General features: G+C 63.9%; 15 protein-coding genes. 5 read left to right on the top strand and 10 right to left on the bottom strand.

Features of this window, described 5'->3' with window-relative positions:
• Positions 1 to 58: 58 nt before the first annotated feature.
• Together AC3WN8_RS04305 and AC3WN8_RS04300 are read left to right on the top strand one after the other, a co-directional pair.
• Positions 59 to 3,061, top strand: a complete 3,003-nt coding sequence (locus AC3WN8_RS04305; protein WP_492668153.1) for a TonB-dependent receptor — start codon at positions 59 to 61, stop codon at positions 3,059 to 3,061.
• Between the two features lie 121 nt (positions 3,062 to 3,182).
• Positions 3,183 to 3,617 (top strand): VOC family protein, encoded by a 435-nt coding sequence (locus AC3WN8_RS04300; protein WP_492668152.1) that lies wholly within the window; start codon positions 3,183 to 3,185, stop codon positions 3,615 to 3,617.
• Between the two features lie 30 nt (positions 3,618 to 3,647).
• Here the strand turns inward: AC3WN8_RS04300 and AC3WN8_RS04295 are convergent, their stop codons facing one another.
• From AC3WN8_RS04295 to AC3WN8_RS04265, 7 genes are all read right to left on the bottom strand, one after another.
• Positions 3,648 to 4,625 (bottom strand): alpha/beta hydrolase, encoded by a 978-nt coding sequence (locus AC3WN8_RS04295; protein ID WP_492668151.1) that lies wholly within the window; start codon positions 4,623 to 4,625, stop codon positions 3,648 to 3,650.
• Positions 4,626 to 4,660: 35 nt separating this feature from the next.
• Positions 4,661 to 5,611 (bottom strand): alpha/beta hydrolase, encoded by a 951-nt coding sequence (locus tag AC3WN8_RS04290; RefSeq protein WP_492668150.1) that lies wholly within the window; start codon positions 5,609 to 5,611, stop codon positions 4,661 to 4,663.
• A gap of 68 nt (positions 5,612 to 5,679) precedes the next feature.
• On the bottom strand, positions 5,680 to 6,630 hold the full coding sequence (locus AC3WN8_RS04285; protein WP_492668149.1) for an alpha/beta hydrolase: 951 nt from the start codon (positions 6,628 to 6,630) through the stop codon (positions 5,680 to 5,682).
• Positions 6,631 to 6,652: 22 nt separating this feature from the next.
• On the bottom strand, positions 6,653 to 8,842 hold the full coding sequence (locus tag AC3WN8_RS04280; protein ID WP_492668148.1) for a TonB-dependent receptor: 2,190 nt from the start codon (positions 8,840 to 8,842) through the stop codon (positions 6,653 to 6,655).
• A gap of 255 nt (positions 8,843 to 9,097) precedes the next feature.
• Positions 9,098 to 10,285 carry a serine hydrolase domain-containing protein gene (locus AC3WN8_RS04275; protein ID WP_492668147.1) on the bottom strand — a complete coding sequence of 396 codons (1,188 nt, stop codon included), beginning with the start codon at positions 10,283 to 10,285 and terminating at the stop codon, positions 9,098 to 9,100.
• Between the two features lie 150 nt (positions 10,286 to 10,435).
• Positions 10,436 to 12,376 (bottom strand): N-acyl-D-amino-acid deacylase family protein, encoded by a 1,941-nt coding sequence (locus AC3WN8_RS04270; RefSeq protein ID WP_492668146.1) that lies wholly within the window; start codon positions 12,374 to 12,376, stop codon positions 10,436 to 10,438.
• A 96-nt stretch (positions 12,377 to 12,472) separates the two neighbouring features.
• Entirely contained in the window at positions 12,473 to 13,558 is a 1,086-nt protein-coding gene (locus AC3WN8_RS04265) for an N-acetyltransferase DgcN family protein (protein WP_492668145.1), read from the bottom strand.
• Positions 13,559 to 13,688: 130 nt separating this feature from the next.
• Between AC3WN8_RS04265 and AC3WN8_RS04260 the strand changes: the two genes are divergently transcribed.
• Both AC3WN8_RS04260 and AC3WN8_RS04255 read left to right on the top strand, forming a co-directional pair.
• A complete protein-coding gene (locus tag AC3WN8_RS04260) occupies positions 13,689 to 14,606 on the top strand; it encodes a LysR substrate-binding domain-containing protein (protein WP_492668144.1) in 918 nt (305 codons plus the stop codon).
• A gap of 84 nt (positions 14,607 to 14,690) precedes the next feature.
• Positions 14,691 to 15,320: a LysE family translocator gene (locus tag AC3WN8_RS04255; protein ID WP_492668143.1), complete on the top strand. Its 630-nt coding sequence runs from the start codon at positions 14,691 to 14,693 to the stop codon at positions 15,318 to 15,320.
• A 27-nt stretch (positions 15,321 to 15,347) separates the two neighbouring features.
• On the opposite strand, the gene AC3WN8_RS04250 is transcribed toward AC3WN8_RS04255, so the two are convergent.
• From AC3WN8_RS04250 to AC3WN8_RS04240, 3 genes are read right to left on the bottom strand one after another with little or no spacing between them, the layout of a single operon-like run.
• On the bottom strand, positions 15,348 to 16,481 hold the full coding sequence (locus AC3WN8_RS04250) for a serine hydrolase domain-containing protein (RefSeq protein WP_492668142.1): 1,134 nt from the start codon (positions 16,479 to 16,481) through the stop codon (positions 15,348 to 15,350).
• A gap of 49 nt (positions 16,482 to 16,530) precedes the next feature.
• Positions 16,531 to 17,919, bottom strand: a complete 1,389-nt coding sequence (locus AC3WN8_RS04245; protein ID WP_492668141.1) for a serine hydrolase domain-containing protein — start codon at positions 17,917 to 17,919, stop codon at positions 16,531 to 16,533.
• Positions 17,920 to 17,976: 57 nt separating this feature from the next.
• Positions 17,977 to 20,223 (bottom strand): TonB-dependent receptor, encoded by a 2,247-nt coding sequence (locus tag AC3WN8_RS04240; protein WP_492668140.1) that lies wholly within the window; start codon positions 20,221 to 20,223, stop codon positions 17,977 to 17,979.
• A 191-nt stretch (positions 20,224 to 20,414) separates the two neighbouring features.
• On the opposite strand from AC3WN8_RS04240, the gene AC3WN8_RS04235 reads away from it, so the two are divergent.
• Positions 20,415 to 21,317 (top strand): MurR/RpiR family transcriptional regulator, encoded by a 903-nt coding sequence (locus tag AC3WN8_RS04235; protein WP_492668139.1) that lies wholly within the window; start codon positions 20,415 to 20,417, stop codon positions 21,315 to 21,317.
• Positions 21,318 to 21,402: the final 85 nt, after the last annotated feature.

The raw sequence follows: 21,402 nt of genomic DNA, 5'->3' as shown, positions 1-21,402 counted from the left end.
GATGCGTCTAATCCCCAACGGCCGGGTTCGCCGGGCATGATTGGGGGATTATACGGGTATGTCGCGTCACATTTTTCTCTGGGCGGTTTCCGGGGCGGTTCTGGCGACGGCAATGGCCGCGCCCGCTTGTGCGGCAGCGCAGCAGCAACAGCAGCAGACCTATTCCTTCGACATTCCCGCACAGGATCTTGCATCGGCGCTACGCACGTTCGCGCGCACCTCGCGCCAGCAGGTGACGTTCAGCGGCACGATGGTCCGCGGCCGCAAAAGTGCGACGCTGAAGGGCAATCACGCGGTCGACCGCGCGCTCGACATCCTGCTGTCGGGTACGGGGTTCAAGATCCGCCGCGCCGATCGCGGCGTGCTGGTGCTGGTCGCGCCGCAGCCGGCTCGAGTCAGCGCCGCGGCGCCTGTCGCGCAGGAAGTGCCCGCCAGCGTTCCGACCGATGATGCCGGAGACGACGCTCCGAACGCCGAGATCCTGGTCACCGGTTCACGCATCGACCGCGCGGGTTTCAGCGCGCCGACGCCGACCACGGTCGTCAGCGGTGCCGATCTGCGCATCGGCAATCGGCCGAGCATCGCGCAAGTGCTCAACGATCTGCCCCAGTTTCGTGCCAGCACCTCACCGGTCACCAATTTCTCGGGCACGGCATCGGGATCTTCGCCCGCCGATCTTCGCGGCCTTGGCAGCACGCGCACGCTGACCCTGCTCAACGGCCGCCGCTTCACCGGCGCGGGTGACCTCAACACCGTGCCGCAGGCGCTGGTCCAGCGCGTCGAGGTCGTGACAGGTGGCGCCTCCGCCGCCTGGGGCTCGGGCGCGGTCGGTGGTGTCGTCAATATCCTGCTCAACGAAACGCTCGACGGGCTGACGCTCGGCGCGACGGCCGGTGTTTCGTCGCGCGGGGATGCCGAGCGTTACGGGTTCGAAGGCAGCTTCGGCACCAGCTTCGCCGGTGGTGCCGGCCATTTCATGATCGGCGCCCAATATCTGGACGACAAGGGCGTGCTCGACCGCGATTCCCGCCGCAATCTGGGCAGCACCACACTCTACACGAATCCTAACGGCTCTGCGCACACCTATGTCATCGCGCGCGACGTCAACTATGCCGATGCCAGCGTCGGCGGCCTGATCATGTCGGGTGTCCTTGCCGGCCAGACCTTCAACAATGACGGGACGCTGCGCCCGTTTCGCTTCGGTACCAAGGGAAAGCCCAGCGATTCGGTGATGATCGGCGGCGAGGGCACCAGCCTGCGCGACGAAACCGCGCTCGCCGCGCCGCATGAGCGGATCAACGTCTATGCGCGCGCCAGCTTCGAAGTGGGCGATGCGAAGCTCTGGATCGACGGCAGCTATTCGCGCATGTCGGCGCAATATCCCTTCTACGCCGAGAGCAACCGCAACAACATCACGGTCTCGCGCGACAATCCCTTTCTGCCGCAGGCGGTCCGCAACCAGTTGATCGCCGCGGGCCAGACGAGCTTCGTGATGGGGCGCGTGTTCGAGGATTATGGCTACCGCACCTTTGGCTATGTGCGCGACACGATCGACGCGGCGATCGGCATCGACGGGTCGTTCGGCGACGGCAAATGGCGCTACAGCGCCTATTACGGCCATGGCGAACTGGGCGACGATCGCGGCTATCTCAACCAAAAGGTCGCGACCAATTTTGCGCGCGCGATCGATGTGGTGGCGAACCCGGTCGGCGGCGCCCCGATCTGCCGCATTGCACTGACCGATCCGAATACGGCCTGCCGCCCGCTCAATATCTTCGGCGAAGGCAATGCCGATCCGGCGGCGGTCGCCTATGCCTTTTCGAACGCGGCGCATGTCAAGAACACCACCAAGCTCGACACGGCGGGCGTCAGCCTGCGCGGCGATCCCTTCTCGCTCTGGGCGGGGCCGGTCTCGATCGCGGTCGGTGCTGAGGCGCGCTGGGAATCGATCACGTCGAGCGGTCTCGATCCGCTCTCGGCGGCGCGTGCTTTCACCACCTTCAACTTCTCGAACCTCGAAGGCGCTTTCAACGTCAAGGAAGGGTTCGGCGAGGTCGCGATCCCGTTGCTCGATCAGGATTTCAGCAAGCTCGAATTCAGCGCCGCCGCCCGCTACAGCCATTACAGCAATACCGGCAGCGTCTGGTCGTGGAAGCTGGGTATCACCGATCGGATCTTCGAAGATCTGCTGATCCGCGTCTCGCGCTCGCGTGACATCCGTTCGGGCAGCCTGTCGGAACTGTTCACGCTGCGTACGACGACGCGCTCGACCATCGCAGATCCGGTCACCAAATCGTCGTACGAAATCATCACCTATGGCGGCGGCAATTCGGTGCTCGACCCTGAGATCGGCCAGACGACCACGATTGGCGCTACATATTCGCCGTCCTTCATTCCGGGGTTGAACCTGTCGGTCGATTATTTCGATATCAGCATCAAGGGCGCGATCGCCACGCTTGGCGGGCAGGACATCGTCAGCCGATGCTTCAACGGCAATACGGCATTGTGCGGCCAGATCGTGCGCGGCGGGCCGAACAATAGTGTGACCGAAGTCTATGCCACTTTCGTCAACCTTGCCGAATACAAGACGCACGGCGTTGATTTCGAGGCATCCTATTCGCTGCCGATGGAGACTATCTCGTCGTCGATGCCGGGCTCGCTGCGCTTCCGCGCGCTGGCGACCTATGTGCCCAGCCTGACGACCTATGACGGCATCACGAAGATTGAATATGTCGGCGATGTCGGTGAGGCGGTGCCCTTCGGCACGCCGAAATGGCGCGGATCGTTCAGCGTCGCCTATAATGACGAGGCGTTCAGCGCCGATGCCCGCCTGCGCTATGTCGGCGGTGGCGTGTGGAATCATCAGCTCGATATCGCGAACAACGCGATCTCGGCGCGGACCTATCTCGACATCGGCGCGCAGGTGAAGGTGGACGGTTTCACGCTGTTCGGCAGCATCAGCAACGTCTTCGATCGCGATCCGCCGCTCACCACCACGGGGCAGGTCCATTACGACCAGATGGGCCGCTATTTCACGGCCGGGGCAAAAGTGAAGTTCTGACGCGGATGAGCGCGGCCTGATCACGTCAGGCCGCGCTCATTGGAACACTCGATCGCATGTCTCGTTGAAGCCGGCAAAGCCGGGCGGAAACGTCCGGCTCTGGCTTGAGGAGAAACATGCCATGGAAGCGCAGGAACTGCATCGCGGTCGGCTGATCGACCATATCCAGCTCGTCGTCGCCGATCTGCCCGCCAGCCGCCGCTTCTACGAAGCGATCTTCGCCGCACTCGATGTGCCTATCGGCGGCAGCGCCGACGATTATTTCTGGGTGGATGAATTGTTCGTCTCGACCGCCGACAGCGCCGCCGCGCAGGGCCGGCTCACCGGGCGTCACCATCTGGCGTTTCAGGCGATCGATCGCGCCATGGTGGATGCGTTCCACGCGACCGGGCTGGCGCATGGCGGCAAGGACAATGGCGCGCCCGGCGACCGACCTTATCACCCCGGCTATTATGCGGCTTTCCTGATCGACCCCGACGGCAACAATATCGAAGCCGTTTATCACGGCGAGGCCGAGCGGAGCACCCCTTCGATCACGATCCGCTTCGACGCCTGAGGGAGGTCTGACCGGACGGCGGCCGCCTGTCTATTTGCTGAGCGCGAAAGGGATCGCGCGACCGATCTGCGAGGGCAGGACCGAGAAATGATCTTCCTCGGGGAACTGGTCGTAGCGGACTTTGAGCCCCTTGTCGGTCAGGATCCTGGCCATGTCGCGGGCATTGTCGACCATATGGTTTTCGCGGTTGTGCGCGCTGGTCATATAGGTTTCGACGCTTTCGCCGCCGAGCGCCCTGGGATCCTTTGTGACCGAGGCACGAAGGCTCGCCTCCATTTCAGCGACATAGGCGTCGGTCTTGTACTCCTCGAGTTCGCCGATGCCGATATAGATGCGGGCGGCGCGCTGTGCCGGGCTAGGGGACAGCGCCAGCGCTTCCTTGATCAGCGCGGCATCGTGCCACCAGATCGATGGGCTCAGCGCCAGATAGGTCTGGAACCAGTCGGGATGATTGATCAGCGTGCGCAGGGTGAAAAGGCCGCCCAGTGAATGGCCGGCGAGTGCCTGGCGGTTGCGATCGATCGGGAAGCGCTTCTCGATATCGGGTTTCACCCGTTCCTGGACGAAGCGGATCATCGCCTCATACCCGCCGCTGTCCTTGGGGATTACCTTGCTGACAGGGCGAGGCAGGTCCGATCGGGTGGTCAGGTCGTGCGGCCGACGCTTCATGTCGAACGCGCCGTCGATGGGATAACCGATGCCGACCACCACCGCAGGTTCCACCTTGCTGCGCAGGCCGAAATCCAGATTGGTGCGGATCACCTCCGCCGCCATCGGCGTCCAGGCATTGCCGTCCATGATGTAGATCACCGGATAGCCCGCCTTGGGCGCCGGGCCTGCCGGCGGTGCGACGATGATGCGATAGCTCAACCCTTCGGCCGAGGTCAGATCGTGCGATGCGATCGGCAGGAAAGGCTTGTTTGCCTGGGACGGCGTGTTGGCGAGCAATGGGCTCGTCGCGGCGGACGTTGCCGCCAGGAGCAGCGCAACGGATGAGATAGATCTCATGACTGGTCTCCGGAAAATCCTGGGAAGCCGCGCGCTCATTTGCGCAGCGCGAACGGAACGGCGCGGCCGAATTCGGACGGCAACACCGAGAAATGGTCCTCTTCGGGGAACAGGTCGAACGTGACCGTCACGCCCTTGTCGCCAAGCGCCTTCGCCATTGCGCGGGCATTGTCGACCATATGCTGTTCCCGGCTGCGCATCATGGCGACGAAGCCTTCGACATTCACATCGCCCAGGGCCTTCGGGTCCTTCGCAACCATGGTACGGGCCGTCGCCTCCACTTCCGCCAGATATTTGGCCGTCGCATATTCCTCGAGTTCGCCGACGCCGATATAAACCCGTGCACGGCGCTGCGCCGGACTTGGCGACAGCGCCGCCGCCTCCTTGAGCAGCAGGGCATTGTTCCACCAGATCGACGGGCTGAGCGCGAGATAGGTCTGGAACCAGTCCGGATGATTCATCAGCGTGCGCAATGCGAACAGACCGCCCAGCGAATGGCCCGCCAGCGTCTGGCGCGTCTTGTCGATCGTGAAGCGTTTCTCGATATCGGGTTTCACCCGATCCTGGATGAAGCGGATCATCGCCTCATAGCCGCCGATCGTGCCGCTGCGCGCATCCGACGGCACCGGTGATGGCGTCGTCAGGTCGACATCGCGCCGCTTCATGTCGAAGGTCCCGTCGATCGGATAGCCGATGCCGACCACCACCGCCGGTTCCACCTTCGCCCGCGTGCCGAAGTCGAGATTGGTGCGGATCACTTCCGACACGAAGGGCGCCCAGGCATTGCCGTCCACCACATAGATGACCGGATAGCCAGCCGCCGGCGAGGGACCGGCCGGCGGCGGGACGATCATCCGGTAGGTGAGTCCCTCGGCCGATTTCAGATCGTGCACGGGGATTGGCAGGAACGGCTCATCGGCGTGCGCCGGCGTCACCGCTGCCAGACCCGCCGCCAGGGCAAATGTCAGGAATCGGATGGATTTCATGCCTTTTCTCCAGAAAATCTTGCCTGCCGGCATGGGTGCCGCCGCGCCACCCGAGGAAGAGCCGGCACTCATTTGCGCAGCGCGAACGGAACGGCGCGGCCGAACTCCGACGCCAGCACCGAGAAATGATCCTCTTCCGGGAAGAAATCGAAATGTACGTCGAGCCCCTTTTCACCGAGGATCTTCGCCATCTGCCGGGCATTGTCGACCATCTTGCCCGAGCTTTTGCGGACTTCCGCCATATAGGCTTCGACGCTCATACCACCGAGCGAGGCAGGATCGGCAGCGGCTTTGGCACGCAAGCCGGCCTCCATCGCCTGAAGAAATTGCGGCGTATAATATTGCTCGAGCTGGCCGATGCCGAGATAGACGCGCGCCTTGCGCTGGGGGGAGGACGCACCCAAGGCCGCCGCTTCCTTCAGCAACGCGGAATTGTTCCACCAGATCGACGGGCTGAGGGCCAGATAATTCTGGAACCAGTCGGGATGGTTCATCAGCGTGCGCAGAGTGAACAGCCCGCCCAGCGAATGACCCGCCAGCGTCTGGCGCGCGCGATCGATCCGGAAGCGCTTCTCGATATCGGGTTTCACCCGATCCTGGATGAAGCGGATCATGTCCTCATAGCCGCCGATCTCGCCGCCGCGCGAATCCGAGGGCGCAGAAGACGGCGTCGTCAGATCCCAGGTGCGCCGTGTCAGATCGAAAGCACCGTCGATGGGATAACCGATACCGACGACCACCGCCGGCTCCACCTTGGCCTGTGTCCCGAAATCCAGATTGGTGCGGATCACCTCCGACGCCATCATCGTCCAGGCATTGCCGTCCACGATATAGATCACCGGATATCCCGCCGCCGGCGCGGGGCCGGCGGGCGGGGCAGTGATGATGCGATAGGTCAATCCCTCGGCGGAGGTCTGATCATGCGTCGCCGCCGGCAGGAACGGCTTGTCCGCCTGCGCGACGGCGGGCACCGACAGCGCCGCCGCCATGCAGAGCGCGATGAGCGAGAAGACTCTCATGTTCGGTCTCCCTCCGCACCCATCAGAATTTCACGTCGAGCGCGAGGCCGAAGGTGCGCGGCATCATCAGGATGCCGCGATTGTCGAGGCCCATCGATGCCAACTTGTGGCTGTCGGTCACGTTGCGGATATAGGCGCGCGCCGTCCAGCGATCGTTGGAGATCGATGCGTTCAGATCGCCGATGGCATAGCCGGGAATGCGCATGTTCGTCGGATCGTCGCGGAACTCCGACCAGCTGTGGCTGGACCAGCGGATGCCGCCACCCAAATGCAGATCCCAGTCGCCGCCCAGCGGTACCGCATAATCCGCCAGGAACGATCCGCTCCACGATGGTGTGGCCGGCGCTCGATCGCCCGCCCGCGCACCGACATCGGGTAGGTCCTGGCGAAGCTTCAGGCCGAAATAGGCCGCGGTCGCGGTCAGTGTCAGGTTCCGCACCGGGCGCAGCGTGCCGGTGAATTCCAGGCCGCCGCCATTCGCCTTGCCGCCATTGGTCGTGAAGCCGAACACCCCATCGGGCGTCTGGCCGAACACGAACATGTCGGTCCAGTTCAGATAATAGACGGTCATGTCGATCGATGCGCGATCGTCGAGGAAATCGGCGCGCACGCCGGCTTCGTACGAGATCATGCTGTCATTGTCGTAACCGGCGGGTACGCCCGGCCAGCTGTTGTTGGGATTGGTGCTGCCGGCGCGGAAACCGGTCGCGATGCGCGCGAACATCATCAAATCGTCGCTGGCGATATAGCGGGTGCCGAGCGACCAGGTCGTCGCGCTGTTCTTCGTGCGCGACGAATCGCTCGTCTCGCCGGTTGGGAAGAATACGCTTTCCCCGCGACTGTTGAACCTGTCGGAAATCCACGAGTGGCGGATCCCGCCCGACACGTCCCACTTGTCGGTGATCTTGTAAGTCGCGTTGGCGAACAGCGACTTGTCGGTATAGCGGGCATCGATGTACGAATTGAAGATCGGCGGCAGGCTGGTGATCGGCGATCCGTCCGCATTTTGCGGGATGGTGAGCGCCTTTCCGTTGGTCTTCTCGACCGTATAATAACCGCCGACGACCCAGGTGAGCGGCTGATCGGCCGACGAGGCGAGCCGGATTTCCTGCGTATATTTCCTGGTCTGGTTGGGTGCATCGAAGACGCCGAGCGCGTCGGTGATGGCGCCCCCGGTATAGCCCGCGACGAAATCGCGCACGAAGAAAGTATAGTCCGCCGTGAAGCTTCGCACGACTTTCGAATAGCCGCTGACCGAGGTCAGGTTGACCGGCCCGAAATCATAGCGCGCGGTGAGCGAACCGAGTTCGAAATCCTGCGCGGTCGGCTGTGCGACCGGCGAGAAATTGACGTAGTCGCCGTAGAGCGGCGTTGCCGTGCCGGGCACGAGCTGGGTCATGGCGCGATCGCCGGATTCGAATTTGGTCTTCATCCACTGGGCGTCGATCGTGAAATCGTCGCTGGGTGTCAGCCGGGCCGCGATGCGCACGCCGTGCTGCTTCACCCAGTTGGTGCCTTTGTCCCCGGTCGCGATATTGGTCTGGAAACCGGGTGTCTCCTGATAGAAGCCGCTGACGCGCAGGCCGAGCAGGCCGGGCACGACCGGCACGTTGACCGCGGCCCGCGCGCCGAGCCCGATGCCCTCGCCGCCGTCGACCGCGGTGCCCTCCACGCCGGCGGCGGCGGAGAAATCGTCCACATCTCCGCTCCTGGTGACGTATTTGATCAGGCCGCCGATCGTGCTGTCGCCATACAGCGTGCCCTGCGGACCGCGCAGCACTTCCACCCGATCCACGTCATAGGGAAACAGGTCGATCGCCTTGAAGGTGGCCGCGCCATTGGCGCCGTGCACCGTGGTCGGGATGTCGTCGATATAGATGGCAGTGCCCGAAATCGGTGAATTCGATTGGGAAACGCCGCGGATGTTGAACCGGCTTTCACCGGCCGCGCCGCTGGTGCCCGGCTGATAGGTCAGGCCCGGAATATAGCCGGCGATGTCGGAGAAACGGGTCGCGCCCTGACGCTCCATCATGTCGCCGGTCACCGCGCTGATCGAGATCGGCACGTCGCGCAGCTTTTCCTCGCGCTTCTGCGCGGTGACGATGATCTCGTCAGATGCCCCGGCGTCCGTGCCATTGTCCTGCGCGAATGCCGCATTGCTGGTCATCGCCAACGCCGCAAGCGAAAGACCTGTGAACCATTTGGACTTCATTGCTCAATCCCCCCTGATGAAGTGAATGCGGCCAAGCCCGGTTCGTCCGGGGCGTGTTGCCTTGAGCGCAGTCTTCCGCAGCTCAGAACTCAAGAATATGGGGGTAGATCGTTGATGTGTTTTAGCTGAGCTAAACGATCTGAGCGCGATCGAACCATATGCCGCCGCCAAACACCAACGCCGCGAAAAGCGCCTCGCTTGGGGCCTTTCGCGGCGTCATGATGTGCCGGTGCGGATGATGGCGTTGCGCCGGACCTACTTGCCCAGCACGATGTCCGCGATGCTCCAGAGGCTTTGGCCGGCGGCGCCATCGGTGTTGGCGAGCACCACGATCGTCGTGCGGCGGTCCGGGAAGGTATAGAGGCCGCTGGCGAAGCCGTTGATCGCACCGCCATGACCGATCACGCGGCGGCCGTCGCGCGTGCCCAAGGCGAGGCCCAGGCCATAGTCCATCGGCGGATTGCCCTTGGCGTCGGGCTTGCGCGCTTGGCTGGTCGTCCGACCGTCGTTGAGCCTGGCGGGTTCTGTCATCACCGTCAGGCTTTCGGGCTTCAGCAATTTTCCGCCGAACAGTGCCTGATGCCAGCGCAGCATGTCGGTCGCGGTGGAACGGATGCCCCCGGCACCGCCCGAAATGCTGACCGACAATGCCTCGGCATTGGCCAGCTTGCCGTTGCGCAGGCCATAACCCTTGGCGCGGCGTGGCACGATCGTGATCTCGTCGTCATAGGCGGTGTCGACCAGCCCCAGCGGTTTCACGATCATCTCGTCCAGCGCGACCGCATAGGGCTTGCCCGTCAATTTCTCGACCAGCGCGCCCGCCATCACATAAGCGGAATTATTATAACGATAATCGGTGCCGACCGGGAAATCGGTGAGATTGTCCTGTGCGGCGATGCCGGCGACCAGTTCCGGCATGGTATGAGCGCGCCACATACGTACGCCCAATGGGCTCTTCGCCCCCCAAAATGCCTCATCGGTATAGCCGTGGATGCCCGAAGTATGGTTGAGCAGGTGGCGAACCGTGATCCCATCCGCATGTGGAAAATCGGGGAAATATTTGCTGATCGGATCGCTGAGCGACAATTGGCCGCGCTCGACGAGCATCAGCAGCATCGCGGACGTAAATTGCTTGGTGATCGAACCGATGCGGAAGATCGTGTCGGGCTTCACCGCCTGGCCGTCTTCCAGATCGGCCATGCCATAGCCTTTGACCAGGGCGATCCTGCCATCCTTCATCACGCCCACCACGGCGCCGGCCAGCTTGCCCTTGGCAAGCTCGTCCGCCAACACCTTGTCGATGGCTTTGCCATCGACCGCCACCGCAGCCGTGCGGGTTGCGCCCTGATGGGCGGCCGGCGTGGCGCTGCTCTGCGCGAAGGCTGTGCCGCCGGCAGCCGTCAGCGCCACAGCCGAAAGACCCGCAAACCATTTCGATTTCATCATCCAATCCCCGCTTCCTGATCTCGACACGCTCGTCGCGTTCGCGTGCCTGCAGCTTCCAGCTTTCCGCAGGACGAGGCTCAGGAATATGGGTGCAGATCGATAATGTGCTTTAGCGGAGCTAAACGATCCACCCGACCGGCGACTTCGCTACTTCCTTTTGGCCGCCGCTTCCGCCTGAACCGATCCCTGACCCGGCAGCACGACGGCGCCGTCATCGCCCAGCGTCACCGACACCACCGGCGCCTCCGTGCTGCCATCGGCATGATCGAGCGTCAGCGTCGCCGCTTTGGCGCCGGCGCTCTTGTTGCGGAGGATCGCGGTCACGCTCGCCCAGCCCTTGCCGGTCTGGAGCACGCCCAGCCTGTCGGCGGTCCAGACCCGGCCGGTCTTCGCATCGGTCAGCTTGACCGTGCCGGTGGCATGGCGCTGGCCGCTGCCCTGCGCGGCCTGAAAGCTGACCGTGTAATCGGCCGATTTCGCGGTCGCGGTGACCGAGCGTGCGTCGGTGGCCGGGTTCATCGGCCGGCTCGGCATATGGGTGTCGCGCAGCAATAGCGCGCCCGATTTGAGGCCTGTCGCGGCACCGTCGGACAGGGCGGTGACGCCGTTGACGATGACATGGCGGATGCCGTCCGATTTGAGCGTCGGCGCGTCGAAGGTGGCATGATCGCGCACCGTCTTCGGATCGAACAGAGTCACGTCGGCGCGCATGCCCGGCGCGATGCGACCACGATCGACCATGCCGATGACGGCGGCGGGCAGCGCGGTCATCTTGCGCACCGCATCCTCCAGCGTGATCGCGCCCACGTCGCGGGCATAATGGCCGAGCACCTTGGGGAAGCTGCCATAATAGCGCGGATGGCCACGATTGGGGATCGCCGCCCCGCAATCGCAGGCGACCGCGGTGTCGGGATATTTGAGGAAGGTGATCACATCGTCTTCCAGCCCGAAGGTCATGTTGGCGGTGATGAAGGGATCGCGCTCCAGCGTGCGGAGCACCGCTTCGCCGGCGCCGACCTTCTCCTCAGCCATGATGTCGGTCAGCCGCTTGTTGATGCCCGGAAGCGAAATGCCTTCCGCGCCGCCCAGCCGCGTCGCCATCGCATATTCCGCAGCCTGGACCAGTTGCGGCCTGAGTTTGGGATCCTTGAAGCGGGCGAGCATTGCGTCGCTCCCGCCATCGGCCGCCCAGCCGGGGACGAGGAACGCCTGGAGCGCGGTCTGGCCGGCGAGATAGGGATAGATGTCGATCGCAGTCCAGGTGCCGCGTGCGGTGGCGGCGGACACCATCTTGAGCACATTGGGGGCGTTGCCGCGTTCCTTGCCCGCGCTCTTGATATGGGTGATGACCGGCGTCAGCCCGGCTTGCTCAGCGACCGAAACCGTTTCTTCCATACCCTTGAACGAGCTGAGATTATCCTCGGGGCGCAGCCGGTCATGATTGGGGAAGTTGGTCCGCCAGGGCTTGGCGACCGAAACGATGCTGATCACTTCCTCGGGCTTGGCATAATAGGTCGGGCGATAGTCCAGCCCCGATGCCACGCCCCAGGCGCCGGCCTTCAGATTGGTCTCCAGCCCCGCGCGCATTGCGGAAATCTGTGCGTCGGTCGGCCGCTGATCGCGCTCCCCCATCGCGTTTTCCCAGATCGCGTTGAAACCGACATATGCGCCGATATTCTCGGCGAGCCCGTTGGACGCATAGGTCCGAAGCTGGCCGGCTATGTCGATCTCTCCGCTGCCATCGGCATTGATGATCTCGGTGGTGACGCCTTGCGTCAGCATGTTGACCGCGGTCGAGACCGCGTCGGGTTCGGCATGGCTATGCAGGTTGATAAAGCCGGGGGCGACGACCAGCCCCTTGGCGTCGATCGTCTTCGCAGCGCGTGCGGGGCCGACATCGCCGACCGCGACGATATGCCCATCGGCGATCGCGACATCGCCCGGATAACCGGGCAGGCCGCTGCCGTCGACGATGGTACCGCCGCGAATGACGATGTCATAGGCCGGGGCGTCCTTTGCCGAGGCCGGCGCAAGCAGTGCCAGCGCCAGCGCCGATGTCGTCACCGAAAAACTACAGACACTGCGCATTCTGAACATCATGGTCACCCTCAACCTTGTTCCACTCACCCGAGCGGTACGTCATATTCCAAGTCCTGTAGCCGGGGTGCGGGCGCCGGCAAATCCTTATGGTCGCAGGCACGCATCGACCAGCATGTCGAAGCAAGCGCCGCCCCGTATCGGGTCGGCGACAGGCAAGCCCAGCCGCTCGCTTTCGTCGCTCATCAGGCGAAGCGCGGCATCCTTGCCCAGCGCGGACGTATTCAGGCTGACCCCGGCGCACCGGATGGCGGGGTTGGTGCGCCTGCCGAGCGCGAGGCTGAGATCCATCACCTCGCGCACATCGGGAACCGCAAAGCCCGGCAGGCCCGCCATGCTGGTTCGGCCCGGTTCATGGCAGACGACGATCACGTCGGGCTGGCTGCCATGGAGCAGGGCGGCCGACACGCCCGCATATGATGGATGGAAGAGCGATCCTTGCCCCTCGATCAGATCCCAATGGTCGGCCGGCGCGTCCGGGCTGATCGTCTCCGCGGCGCCGGCGGCGAAGTCCGATACGACCGCATCGATCGGCAGGCCAGAACCCGCGATCATGATGCCGGTCTGCCCGGTCGCGCGGAAATCCGCATCGAGACCACGTGCATGGAACGCCCGCGCCAGAGCGAGCGCGGTGTACTTCTTGCCCAGCGCACAGTCGGTTCCGACGGTGAGCAAGCGCCGGCCCGATCGCCGCCGGCCGGTTGCGATCGCGATCCCCTCGGGCGGAATCCGCACATCGATCAGGCGGCGACCGAACCGCACCGCGGCTTCGGCCAGATCTGCGCGATCGGACAGGCGGCCATGCATGCCGCTGACGATGTCGAGGCCTGCCTCCATCGCCTGCAGCAAGGGGGCGATCCAGGCATCCGGGATGAAGCCGCCCAGATTGACAACGCCGATCACCATCGAGCGGGCGCCCCGCGCATAAGCGGCCTCCGGCGTCAGGAACGGAAGGCCGGTGGTGATCGCGGCGCCGCAGCCGAATTCGCCGAGACAATGTTCGGGCGCCCAATCCTTCAGCCCGAACGCGGTCTTGGCGTGGTTAGCGGCGGGGGCGTCCCCCAGGAACAGCAGATAGGGTGGCGCAAGCGTCAGCACGGCGTCGTCAGGATGGTCATGAAATATGTGATCCGGGCGAGAGAAGGGGGTGGGGGCCAACCATCTGGATTTCATGACCTGGCCTCCCATGCGTTGGCCCGGCTTTCCCGGGCGCATCGCCGAACCGCAGTTTTCCGCAGAAGCAGGCTTGAGACTATAGGGCTGGAGCTGTTATATTCTTTAGATCAACTAAATGATCGAGCCGATGACAGAACCTCTCCAGCGCACCATGGCCCCATTGCGCGCCGTGCAGGCATTCGAAGCGATCATGCGGCTGGGAACGGTGACCCGCGCCGCCCAGGAACTGGGTGTTTCCGCGGGTGCGCTGAGCCAGCAAATCAAGGTGCTCGAAGGATTTCTGGGCGTTCAGTTGCTGGAGCGGAGCGGGCGGGGCGTGGTGCCCACTTTCTGGGGCCAGAAATACCTGCCCGGCGTGGCTGAGGGGTTTGCCGCGCTGCGCCGCGCCCAGAAGATCGTGCAGCAGCAGAAGCACGATACGGAGATACGGATCAGCGCCCCCGCGTCGATTTCGACGCGCTGGCTGGCCGGCCGGTTGTTCGAATGGTCCAGCCGTCACCCCAAGAGCGCCTTTCAGCTCCGCGCGTCGGATGCCGAGCCCGATCTCCAGTCGGGCGAGGCGGATTTTCGCGTGACCTATGGCGATCATGTCGTCGTCCACGCGCATTATGCCGAGCTGTTCGTGGATGCGGTGACGCCGGTCCTGAGTCCGCGGCTGGCCGCACAGGCCCTGACCGAACCCGCGCAGCTTCTCGACTATCCGCTGATCGGCGTCGACTGGGGGCCGGAGATCGACGCGCCGCCGCCCGGCTGGACGGACTGGCTGACCCATAACGGCGTGACGGCCGCGCCGAGCCGTGCCGCCTTGACCTTTTCGCTTTCCAGCACTGCCGTCGATGCGGCCGTCAGTGGAAACGGGATCGCGCTGGCCCAGTTGTCGATGGTCGGGGAGGATCTGGCCGCCGGTCGGCTCGTCGCGCCCTTTCCCGACAGGACACTTGCCATGCCCAAGCCCTATTATCTGGCCTGGGGCGCTTCGGCGCTGGCGAAGGCCGGATGCAAGGAGATGCAGCGTTGGCTGATGCGCAAGGGCCGGGCCGACTGACCGAAAAGGTGCGCCGGGCGATCCACCATTGCCTTGCCGCGATCGGGGTGCATATCATCGCCCGCCGATGGGGAAGGGGATGATATGACGCTCGAGACATGGTGGCTGCTGGTCGCAACGGTTTTCCTGATGGCGGGTACGCCGGGGCCGAACATGCTCCACGTCATGAGCCGCAGCGCCGAGTTCGGTGCGCGGCGCAGCCTTGCGGCGATGGCGGGATGCCTGATCGCGCTGCTCGCCATCCTCACCGCATCCGCGGCGGGGCTGACGGCACTGCTGATGGCGATCCCCGGCGCGTTCGAGGTGCTGCGCTATCTGGGTGTCGCCTATCTCCTCTATATCGGCATCCAGGCGTGGCGGGCCGAGGTGGAGCCGGCCGATCCCGCCGATGTGGCGCCGCAGCGCCGAATGTCGGCGGCGAAACTGTTTCGCGGCGGGCTGGCGATTGGGTTGAGCAATCCCAAGATCCTGCTGCTCGTCACGGCCTTTTTGCCCCAGTTCATCGATCCGAAAGCGCCGCAGGCGCCGCAGTTCGCGATCATCATCGTGACCTTGGCCGCGGCGGAGTTGTTCTGGTATGTCGTCTATGGCCTGGGCGGGCATTCGCTGTCGCACTATCTGAGCCGTCCCGCGATCAAGCGCGCCTTCAACCGGTTGACCGGCGGGCTGTTCATCGGCTTTGGCCTCGCCCTGCTGCGGACGCGCCCGGCCTGAGCCCAGGCCAGGCGCCCTTGCTGATCGTCAGGGCGTCAGGCCCAATGCGATCCGTTCGATCCGCCTGGCGATCTCGCCCGCGCCGACTCCCTTGCCGATCGTGTTGGAGAGAACCACGACGGTCACCCGATCCTGCGGGAACTCCGCAAGGCTGGCGGAAAAGCCGTCGATGCCGCCGCCATGATCGACCTTGCGATGTCCTTCGACGATCGAGGTCTCAAGGCCGAAGCCATAGTCGCTCGCCGTGCCATATTGCTTGAGGATGACCGGGCCGGTGCTTTGCCCGTTCGCCAACCTGCCGGGAGCGATCATTGCGGCGAAGGTCGCGGGCTTCAGCACCTTTCCACCGAACAGCGCGGCGTTCCAACGCGCCAGATCGCTTGCCGTCGATCGCATCGCGCCGGCACCGCGCGGAACGGTCATCGAAATGAATTCGGCGTTCTTGAACTTGCCGGGGCCGTCGCCGTCATAACCATGCGCTCGCCCGGGCACGATCTCGCTTTCGTCGTCGAGCGCGGTCTGCGTCATGCCGAGCGGCACGAAGAAGCGCCGCTTGAGCACGGTCGCAAGTTTTTCGCCCTCCACCTTCTCCACGATCGCGCCGAGCAGGAAATAGCCGGCATTGCTGTACGACCAGCTCGATCCCGGCGCGAAGTCGCTGCCCTTGGGCCTTGCTCCGAGATAAGCGACCATTTCGTCAGTGGACCGGGGCAGGATTTTCACGGTTGCATCGGCGGGGTTGGGATAGTTGGACAGACCGGAGGTGTGCTGGAGCAGCTGACGGACCGTGATTCCGATCGCGCCGGGAAAGCTGGGAAGATATTTGTCCAGCCGATCGTCGACGGACAGCCGGCCTTCCTCCTGCAATTTCAGAATGGCGACGGCGGTGAACTGCTTGGTGACCGATCCGATGCGGAAAACCGAGCTGTCGGTTACCGGCGCGGGCTGCTCCAGATCGGCGGAGCCGTAGCCCTTGACGAGCAACGGGGCGCCCTCCTTGAAGACGGCGACCTGCAATCCGGGGCTGACGCCGTCGGCTACCGCGGCCTGGGCGGCCCGGTCGATCGCGGCCGCCACCGCCGATCGATCGGCAGCGAAACATGGCGTGGCGACCGTCGCCAGCATGGTGACGGCCGCAAGGCCGATTTTCGTGAGCTTCATCATTGTCTTCCTGACTTGCTGTCCGTCCGTGAGGCACTTCATGCCAAGGCTATTGGATCATGAAGTGCGTCACCTGGTTGCCTGCCGCCACGCCGTAGCTCACCTTGGCGCTGCGCCCGGCGAACGTCGCGCTATAGACATAGTCCACATCGTCGCCCTTCTCGTCGCGTTCGATCAGGTCCAGCGACTTCAACGCCCCCGCGCCTGCGAGCAGATCCTTCATTGCTGTGTTGTACATCGGGACATATTCGGCCGGGAACAGCGGCATGTCCGCCGGCGTCAGGCGACCGGCGCGAGCGGTTTCGATCAGCGCCGACACCTTGCGCGCGATGGCGGGTTCGGGCTTGGGCCTGGGGGGCGGCGCGGTGAGCTTCGCATCCCAGAGCGCAACGATGCCGTCGTTGAACTTGTCGGGGCTCGCTCTACCCGAATTGGTCAACACGATGACCGCCAGTTCATCACCCAGATAGCGCGAATAATAGGTTCTGAAACCCTGCCAAGCCCCGCCATGATGATAACGCGGCGCACCGCCGGCCTGCGTCACGCTCCAGCCGAAACCATAGGGATAGGGCTTGCCGCTGTTGAGCTTCACCGGTGTCCAGACCTGTTTCCAGCCGGCCGCGCTCAGCACCTTGCCCTGCTCGATGCCGCGGTTCCACGCGATCATGTCCTTGATCGACAGATAGAGTGCGCCGTCCCCCGTGGCGTTCAGATTGGCGTAGGTGAAATCCTGGTTCTTCACGACGCCGTCGACAAGCTTGTAGCCGGCGGCGCGGTTCACCACGATATCGCTGTCATTGAGCGGGCGTGCAGTGGCCATGCCCAGCGGACCGAACACTTCGGTCGCCAGCACGTCGAGATAGCTGCGGCCGGTGGCTTTTTTCACCAGGATGCCGAGCAGGGCATAGCCGGTATTGCTGTAGTTCCAGCGCGCGCCGGGCGCGAAGTCGAGCGGTTTGGCAAAGGCCTGTTTGATATAGGTCTCGTCGCTGAAATCCTTGCCCCCGTAGAAGTCTCCGCCCAGATTGGCGACGCCTGAGGTGTGGGTCATCAGATGGCGGACGGTCATGGTGCGCCAGGCGACCGGCGCGCCGGGCAGATATTTCGAGACCGGATCGTCGAGTCCCATCCGGCCCTGTTCGACCAGCCGCATCACCGCGACCGATGTGAACATCTTGCCCACCGATCCGGACTGGAACAGCGTGTCGGTGGTGACCGGCACGTCGAATTCCAGCGTGGCGCGGCCATAGCCCTTCGCCATCACGATCTGGCCTTGATAGACCACGGCCACGGCGGCGCCGGGAACCTGCTCGGCCTTCATCTGGCCTTCCATGAACCGGTCCACATTCTCGCGGAATTCGTCGGGGTTAGGAGCCGCCATGAGGGCCGGGACGGAAACCGCCATGGTCACCACAGCGCACAGCATCATTCTCATCATTTCATACGATCCTTGGGGTCTTCGGGTTCATCACTTTTCGGCGCGCATGGTGCTCGGTCAGAATTTCATGTCGAACGCGACACCGATCGTGCGCGGATTCATCTGCACGCCTTCGTCCTGCGAATTCGCCGACAGGACGGTCCTGTTGTTGGCGAGGTTGCGGACATAGCCGCGCACCGTCCAGCGATCGTTGGAGATGGCTGCGTTCAGGTCGATCGCCGCATAGCCGCTCAGCCGCACCGCCCGGGGATCGTGGATGAAGCGCGTATAGCTGTGGCTGGCCCAGCGGAGCCCGCCGCCAATGCCGAAATTCCAGCCGCCCGCCAGCTGCGCGCTGTAATCCGCCAGGAACGATCCGGACCAGGCCGGGCTGATCGGCGTGCGATCGCCCGCCTCGGCGCCGATCGTCGGCAGATCCTCGCGCACCTTCAACCCCGAATAAGCCGCGGTCGCGATGAGCGACAGGCCCCTTGCCGGACGCAGCGTACCGGTGAATTCGGTACCGAAGCCGTTCGCCTTGCCGCCATTGGTCTGATAGCCGAAGGCGAATTCATCGGGCGTGTAGGCCAGGATGAACAGATCCCTCCAGTCGAGATAATAGACCGTCAGGTCGATGCTCGCGCGGTCGTCCATGAAATCGGCGCGGATACCGGCCTCGTAGCTGGTCAGGCTGTCCGGATCATAGCTTTTCTCGGCGCCCGGCCAGGTATAGTTGATACCGCCGGCACGAAATCCGCTCGCCGCGCGCGCGAACATCATCAGATCGTCGTTCGCGACATAGCGCGTGGTGAGCGACCAGGTCGTCGCTTTGTATTTGGTCGAGATGTCGTCGAAATAGGGCACGGTCGCGCTGCCCGACAACATGAGCCCCGTCGCCTTTTCATGGAAGTCGTCGGTGATGCGCGAATGCCGGATGCCGCCCGAGACTTCCCATTTGTCGGTGATCCTGAAGGTCGCATTGGCGAAGGCCGAAAGGTCGGTGTAGCGCGACTGGACCTCGTCCCGGTAAGTCTCGATCAGGTCGCTGATCACCGTGCCGTCGGCGCGGAAGGGCACATATCGCTGGAGCGTATCGGTATCTTCACGCGTGTAATAGCCGCCGATCTGCCAGCTCAGTCGCTGATCCGGCGACGAGGCGAGCCGCACTTCCTGCGAGAATTTCTTGTTGGTGGTGAGCCCCTCGAACAGGGCGATGCCGTCGGTGATCGCACCCCCGGTCAGCATATCGATCCAGCTGCCGACGGCGCTGCTATTGTCGCCGTTCAGCTTGCTGTCGGAATGCGTATAGCCGGTGACCGACGTCAGGTTGACCGGCCCGAAATCATAGCGCGCCGTGGCGGAGAGCAGGTCGAATTTCCGCGATGACGGCTCGGCGATGCGAAAGCTGTGGCGATCGTCGCCCCCAAGCGGATGCGCCGTGCCCGGTTCCAGGAGCGTGCTGGCCCGGCCATCGGCCTCGATCTCGCTGTGCAGCCATTGGGCGTCGATCGAAAAATCGTCGCTCGGCGCCAGGCGGGCGGCGACGCGCAGGCCGCGCTGATCGGTCTCGTTGGTGCCTTTCCTGCCGTTCACGATGTTGGTGATGTAGCCGGGATTCTTCTGATAGAATCCGCTGACGCGCACGCCGAGCACCCCCGGCGCGATCGGCACGTTGACCATCGCCCGCGCACCGCCGCCAAGGCCGTGGCCTCCCTTGACCGCGATGCCCTCGACCCCGGCCGCCCCGGAGAAATCGTCGATATCGGCGGTCTTGGTGACATATTTGACCAAGCCGCCGATCGTGCTGTCGCCATAGAGTGTGCCCTGCGGGCCGCGCAGCACTTCCACCCGCTCGAGGTCATAGGGAAACAGGTCGACCGGGGTATAGGCGCTGCCGCCCCAGGTGCCGTGCGTGGTGGTCGCCACCTCGTCGATATAGATGGCGGTCGATGCGCTCGGGCTGGTCGCCGTCGTCACGCCGCGCAGGTTGAGCTGGCCGCCGCCGGGGGTTCCGCTCGGCGAATAGGACAGCGCCGGGATATAGCCGGCATAATCGGAAAAGCGGCTGGCGCCCTGGCTGGTGAGCTGGTCGCTGGTGACCGCGCTGATCGAGATCGGCACTTCGCGCAGCTTTTCCTCGCGCTTCTGCGCAGTGACGATGATGTCGTCGGTATTTTCGCTGTAATTGCCGTCGCCTTGCTGCGCCGCGCCTTGGCCGGTCTGCGCCGCGGCGCCCGTCGAACAGGCGAGTGCGACTGCCAAAGCCAGGCCGCTGCCGGCGCGCGCCAGAGGCGTTCCCCCGAGTTTCGGATTCATTCTCATCATGCCTGCCCCCCAATTTGATCCACGGAGTCGCTAGCGCTCCGTCTGCTGCCTTTAATTCGTCAGAATTCTGTCTTAGTGTCAATACATGTGATTTTTATAACCATTGTCGGGGAAGACGGAGGTCGTGCTGGCATGGACGGAACGGCTATTCTAAACATCGCAACCACATGAAATGTGAGGAGAGAGCATCCGTGGACGGAGGAACCGAGACATCGCTCGACCTGTTGCAGCGGCTTGAGGGCAACCTTCAGAAACTCTCGCCCGCGGAACGGTCGATCGGCAATTTCATCCTGACCAATCGCGGCGGAATCGCGTTCGAGAGCGCCGATTCCATCGCCGCGAAACTGGGGGTGAGCGCGGTCACCGTCGGGCGCTTCTCACGCAAGATGGGCTATCGTCATTTCAAGGATCTGAAGGCCGATCTGCGTACGACGATGTCGGGTGCGCCGTGGCTGGTGGGCAACCAGGTGGCCCAGTATTTCGACGGGCGCGGGAAGAACCGCCACAGCAAGCAGAGCCTGGAACTGGAACTCGCCGCGATCATCGAAGTCTATGGCATGGCCGAAAGCGAGGGCTGGAGGGAGATCGTCGCGCTGCTCGCGCATAGCCGCCATGTCCATGTCGCCGGCTTTCAGACCGAGCGCGCGGTTGCGGCGGCACTGGCATATCAACTGCAATATGCACGGGAGGGCGTCAGCCTGGTCGACGGATCGGCGGGCAATTATCATGAGATATTCGCGGGCGACCCGGCGGACCGCTGTCTCGTCCTCGTCGATTTGAGGCGTTATTCCGAACAGTCGCACGACCTGGCGGCGCAGGCGAGCGCGGAGGGCATTCCGGTCGTGATGCTCACCGACAAATTCTGCGACTGGATCCGCAAGTTCAGCAGGCACATCATTGCGGTATCGACGGAAGTCGAACTGTTCTGGAGTTCGCAGGTCTCGATGGGATGTGCGGTCAATCTTCTCGTCAACGACGTGATCGCGGAACTCGGCCCACCGGTGGAAACGCGCCTCGCGCGGCTCGCCCAGCTCTATCAATCCTATACCGGCCATGTCGGCAGCCCGGTGGCGCGCAAGCCCGGCAAATCATGAGTGTCCGAAGGAAGCAATTCGGCGATGGCCGTCGCGACGTGTCGATGCCGTCCGGCTCGCTTGCAAGGCCCCAGCCGGGCGCCTA

The sequence above is a fragment of the Sphingobium sp. FW305-3-2-15-F-TSA7 genome, from assembly GCF_058787155.1.
The sequence above is the reverse complement of the archived record's forward strand: the minus strand, read 5'-3'. Positions and strand labels throughout refer to the sequence as shown.

Coding starts and splice junctions, on each gene's coding strand:
- AC3WN8_RS04305 (WP_492668153.1), top strand. CDS start 59: ATGTCGCGTCACATTTTTCTCTGGGCGGTTTCCGGGGCGGTTCTGGCG.
- AC3WN8_RS04300 (WP_492668152.1), top strand. CDS start 3,183: ATGGAAGCGCAGGAACTGCATCGCGGTCGGCTGATCGACCATATCCAG.
- AC3WN8_RS04295 (WP_492668151.1), bottom strand. CDS start 4,625: ATGAGATCTATCTCATCCGTTGCGCTGCTCCTGGCGGCAACGTCCGCC.
- AC3WN8_RS04290 (WP_492668150.1), bottom strand. CDS start 5,611: ATGAAATCCATCCGATTCCTGACATTTGCCCTGGCGGCGGGTCTGGCA.
- AC3WN8_RS04285 (WP_492668149.1), bottom strand. CDS start 6,630: ATGAGAGTCTTCTCGCTCATCGCGCTCTGCATGGCGGCGGCGCTGTCG.
- AC3WN8_RS04280 (WP_492668148.1), bottom strand. CDS start 8,842: ATGAAGTCCAAATGGTTCACAGGTCTTTCGCTTGCGGCGTTGGCGATG.
- AC3WN8_RS04275 (WP_492668147.1), bottom strand. CDS start 10,285: ATGAAATCGAAATGGTTTGCGGGTCTTTCGGCTGTGGCGCTGACGGCT.
- AC3WN8_RS04270 (WP_492668146.1), bottom strand. CDS start 12,376: ATGCGCAGTGTCTGTAGTTTTTCGGTGACGACATCGGCGCTGGCGCTG.
- AC3WN8_RS04265 (WP_492668145.1), bottom strand. CDS start 13,558: ATGAAATCCAGATGGTTGGCCCCCACCCCCTTCTCTCGCCCGGATCAC.
- AC3WN8_RS04260 (WP_492668144.1), top strand. CDS start 13,689: ATGACAGAACCTCTCCAGCGCACCATGGCCCCATTGCGCGCCGTGCAG.
- AC3WN8_RS04255 (WP_492668143.1), top strand. CDS start 14,691: ATGACGCTCGAGACATGGTGGCTGCTGGTCGCAACGGTTTTCCTGATG.
- AC3WN8_RS04250 (WP_492668142.1), bottom strand. CDS start 16,481: ATGAAGCTCACGAAAATCGGCCTTGCGGCCGTCACCATGCTGGCGACG.
- AC3WN8_RS04245 (WP_492668141.1), bottom strand. CDS start 17,919: ATGATGAGAATGATGCTGTGCGCTGTGGTGACCATGGCGGTTTCCGTC.
- AC3WN8_RS04240 (WP_492668140.1), bottom strand. CDS start 20,223: ATGATGAGAATGAATCCGAAACTCGGGGGAACGCCTCTGGCGCGCGCC.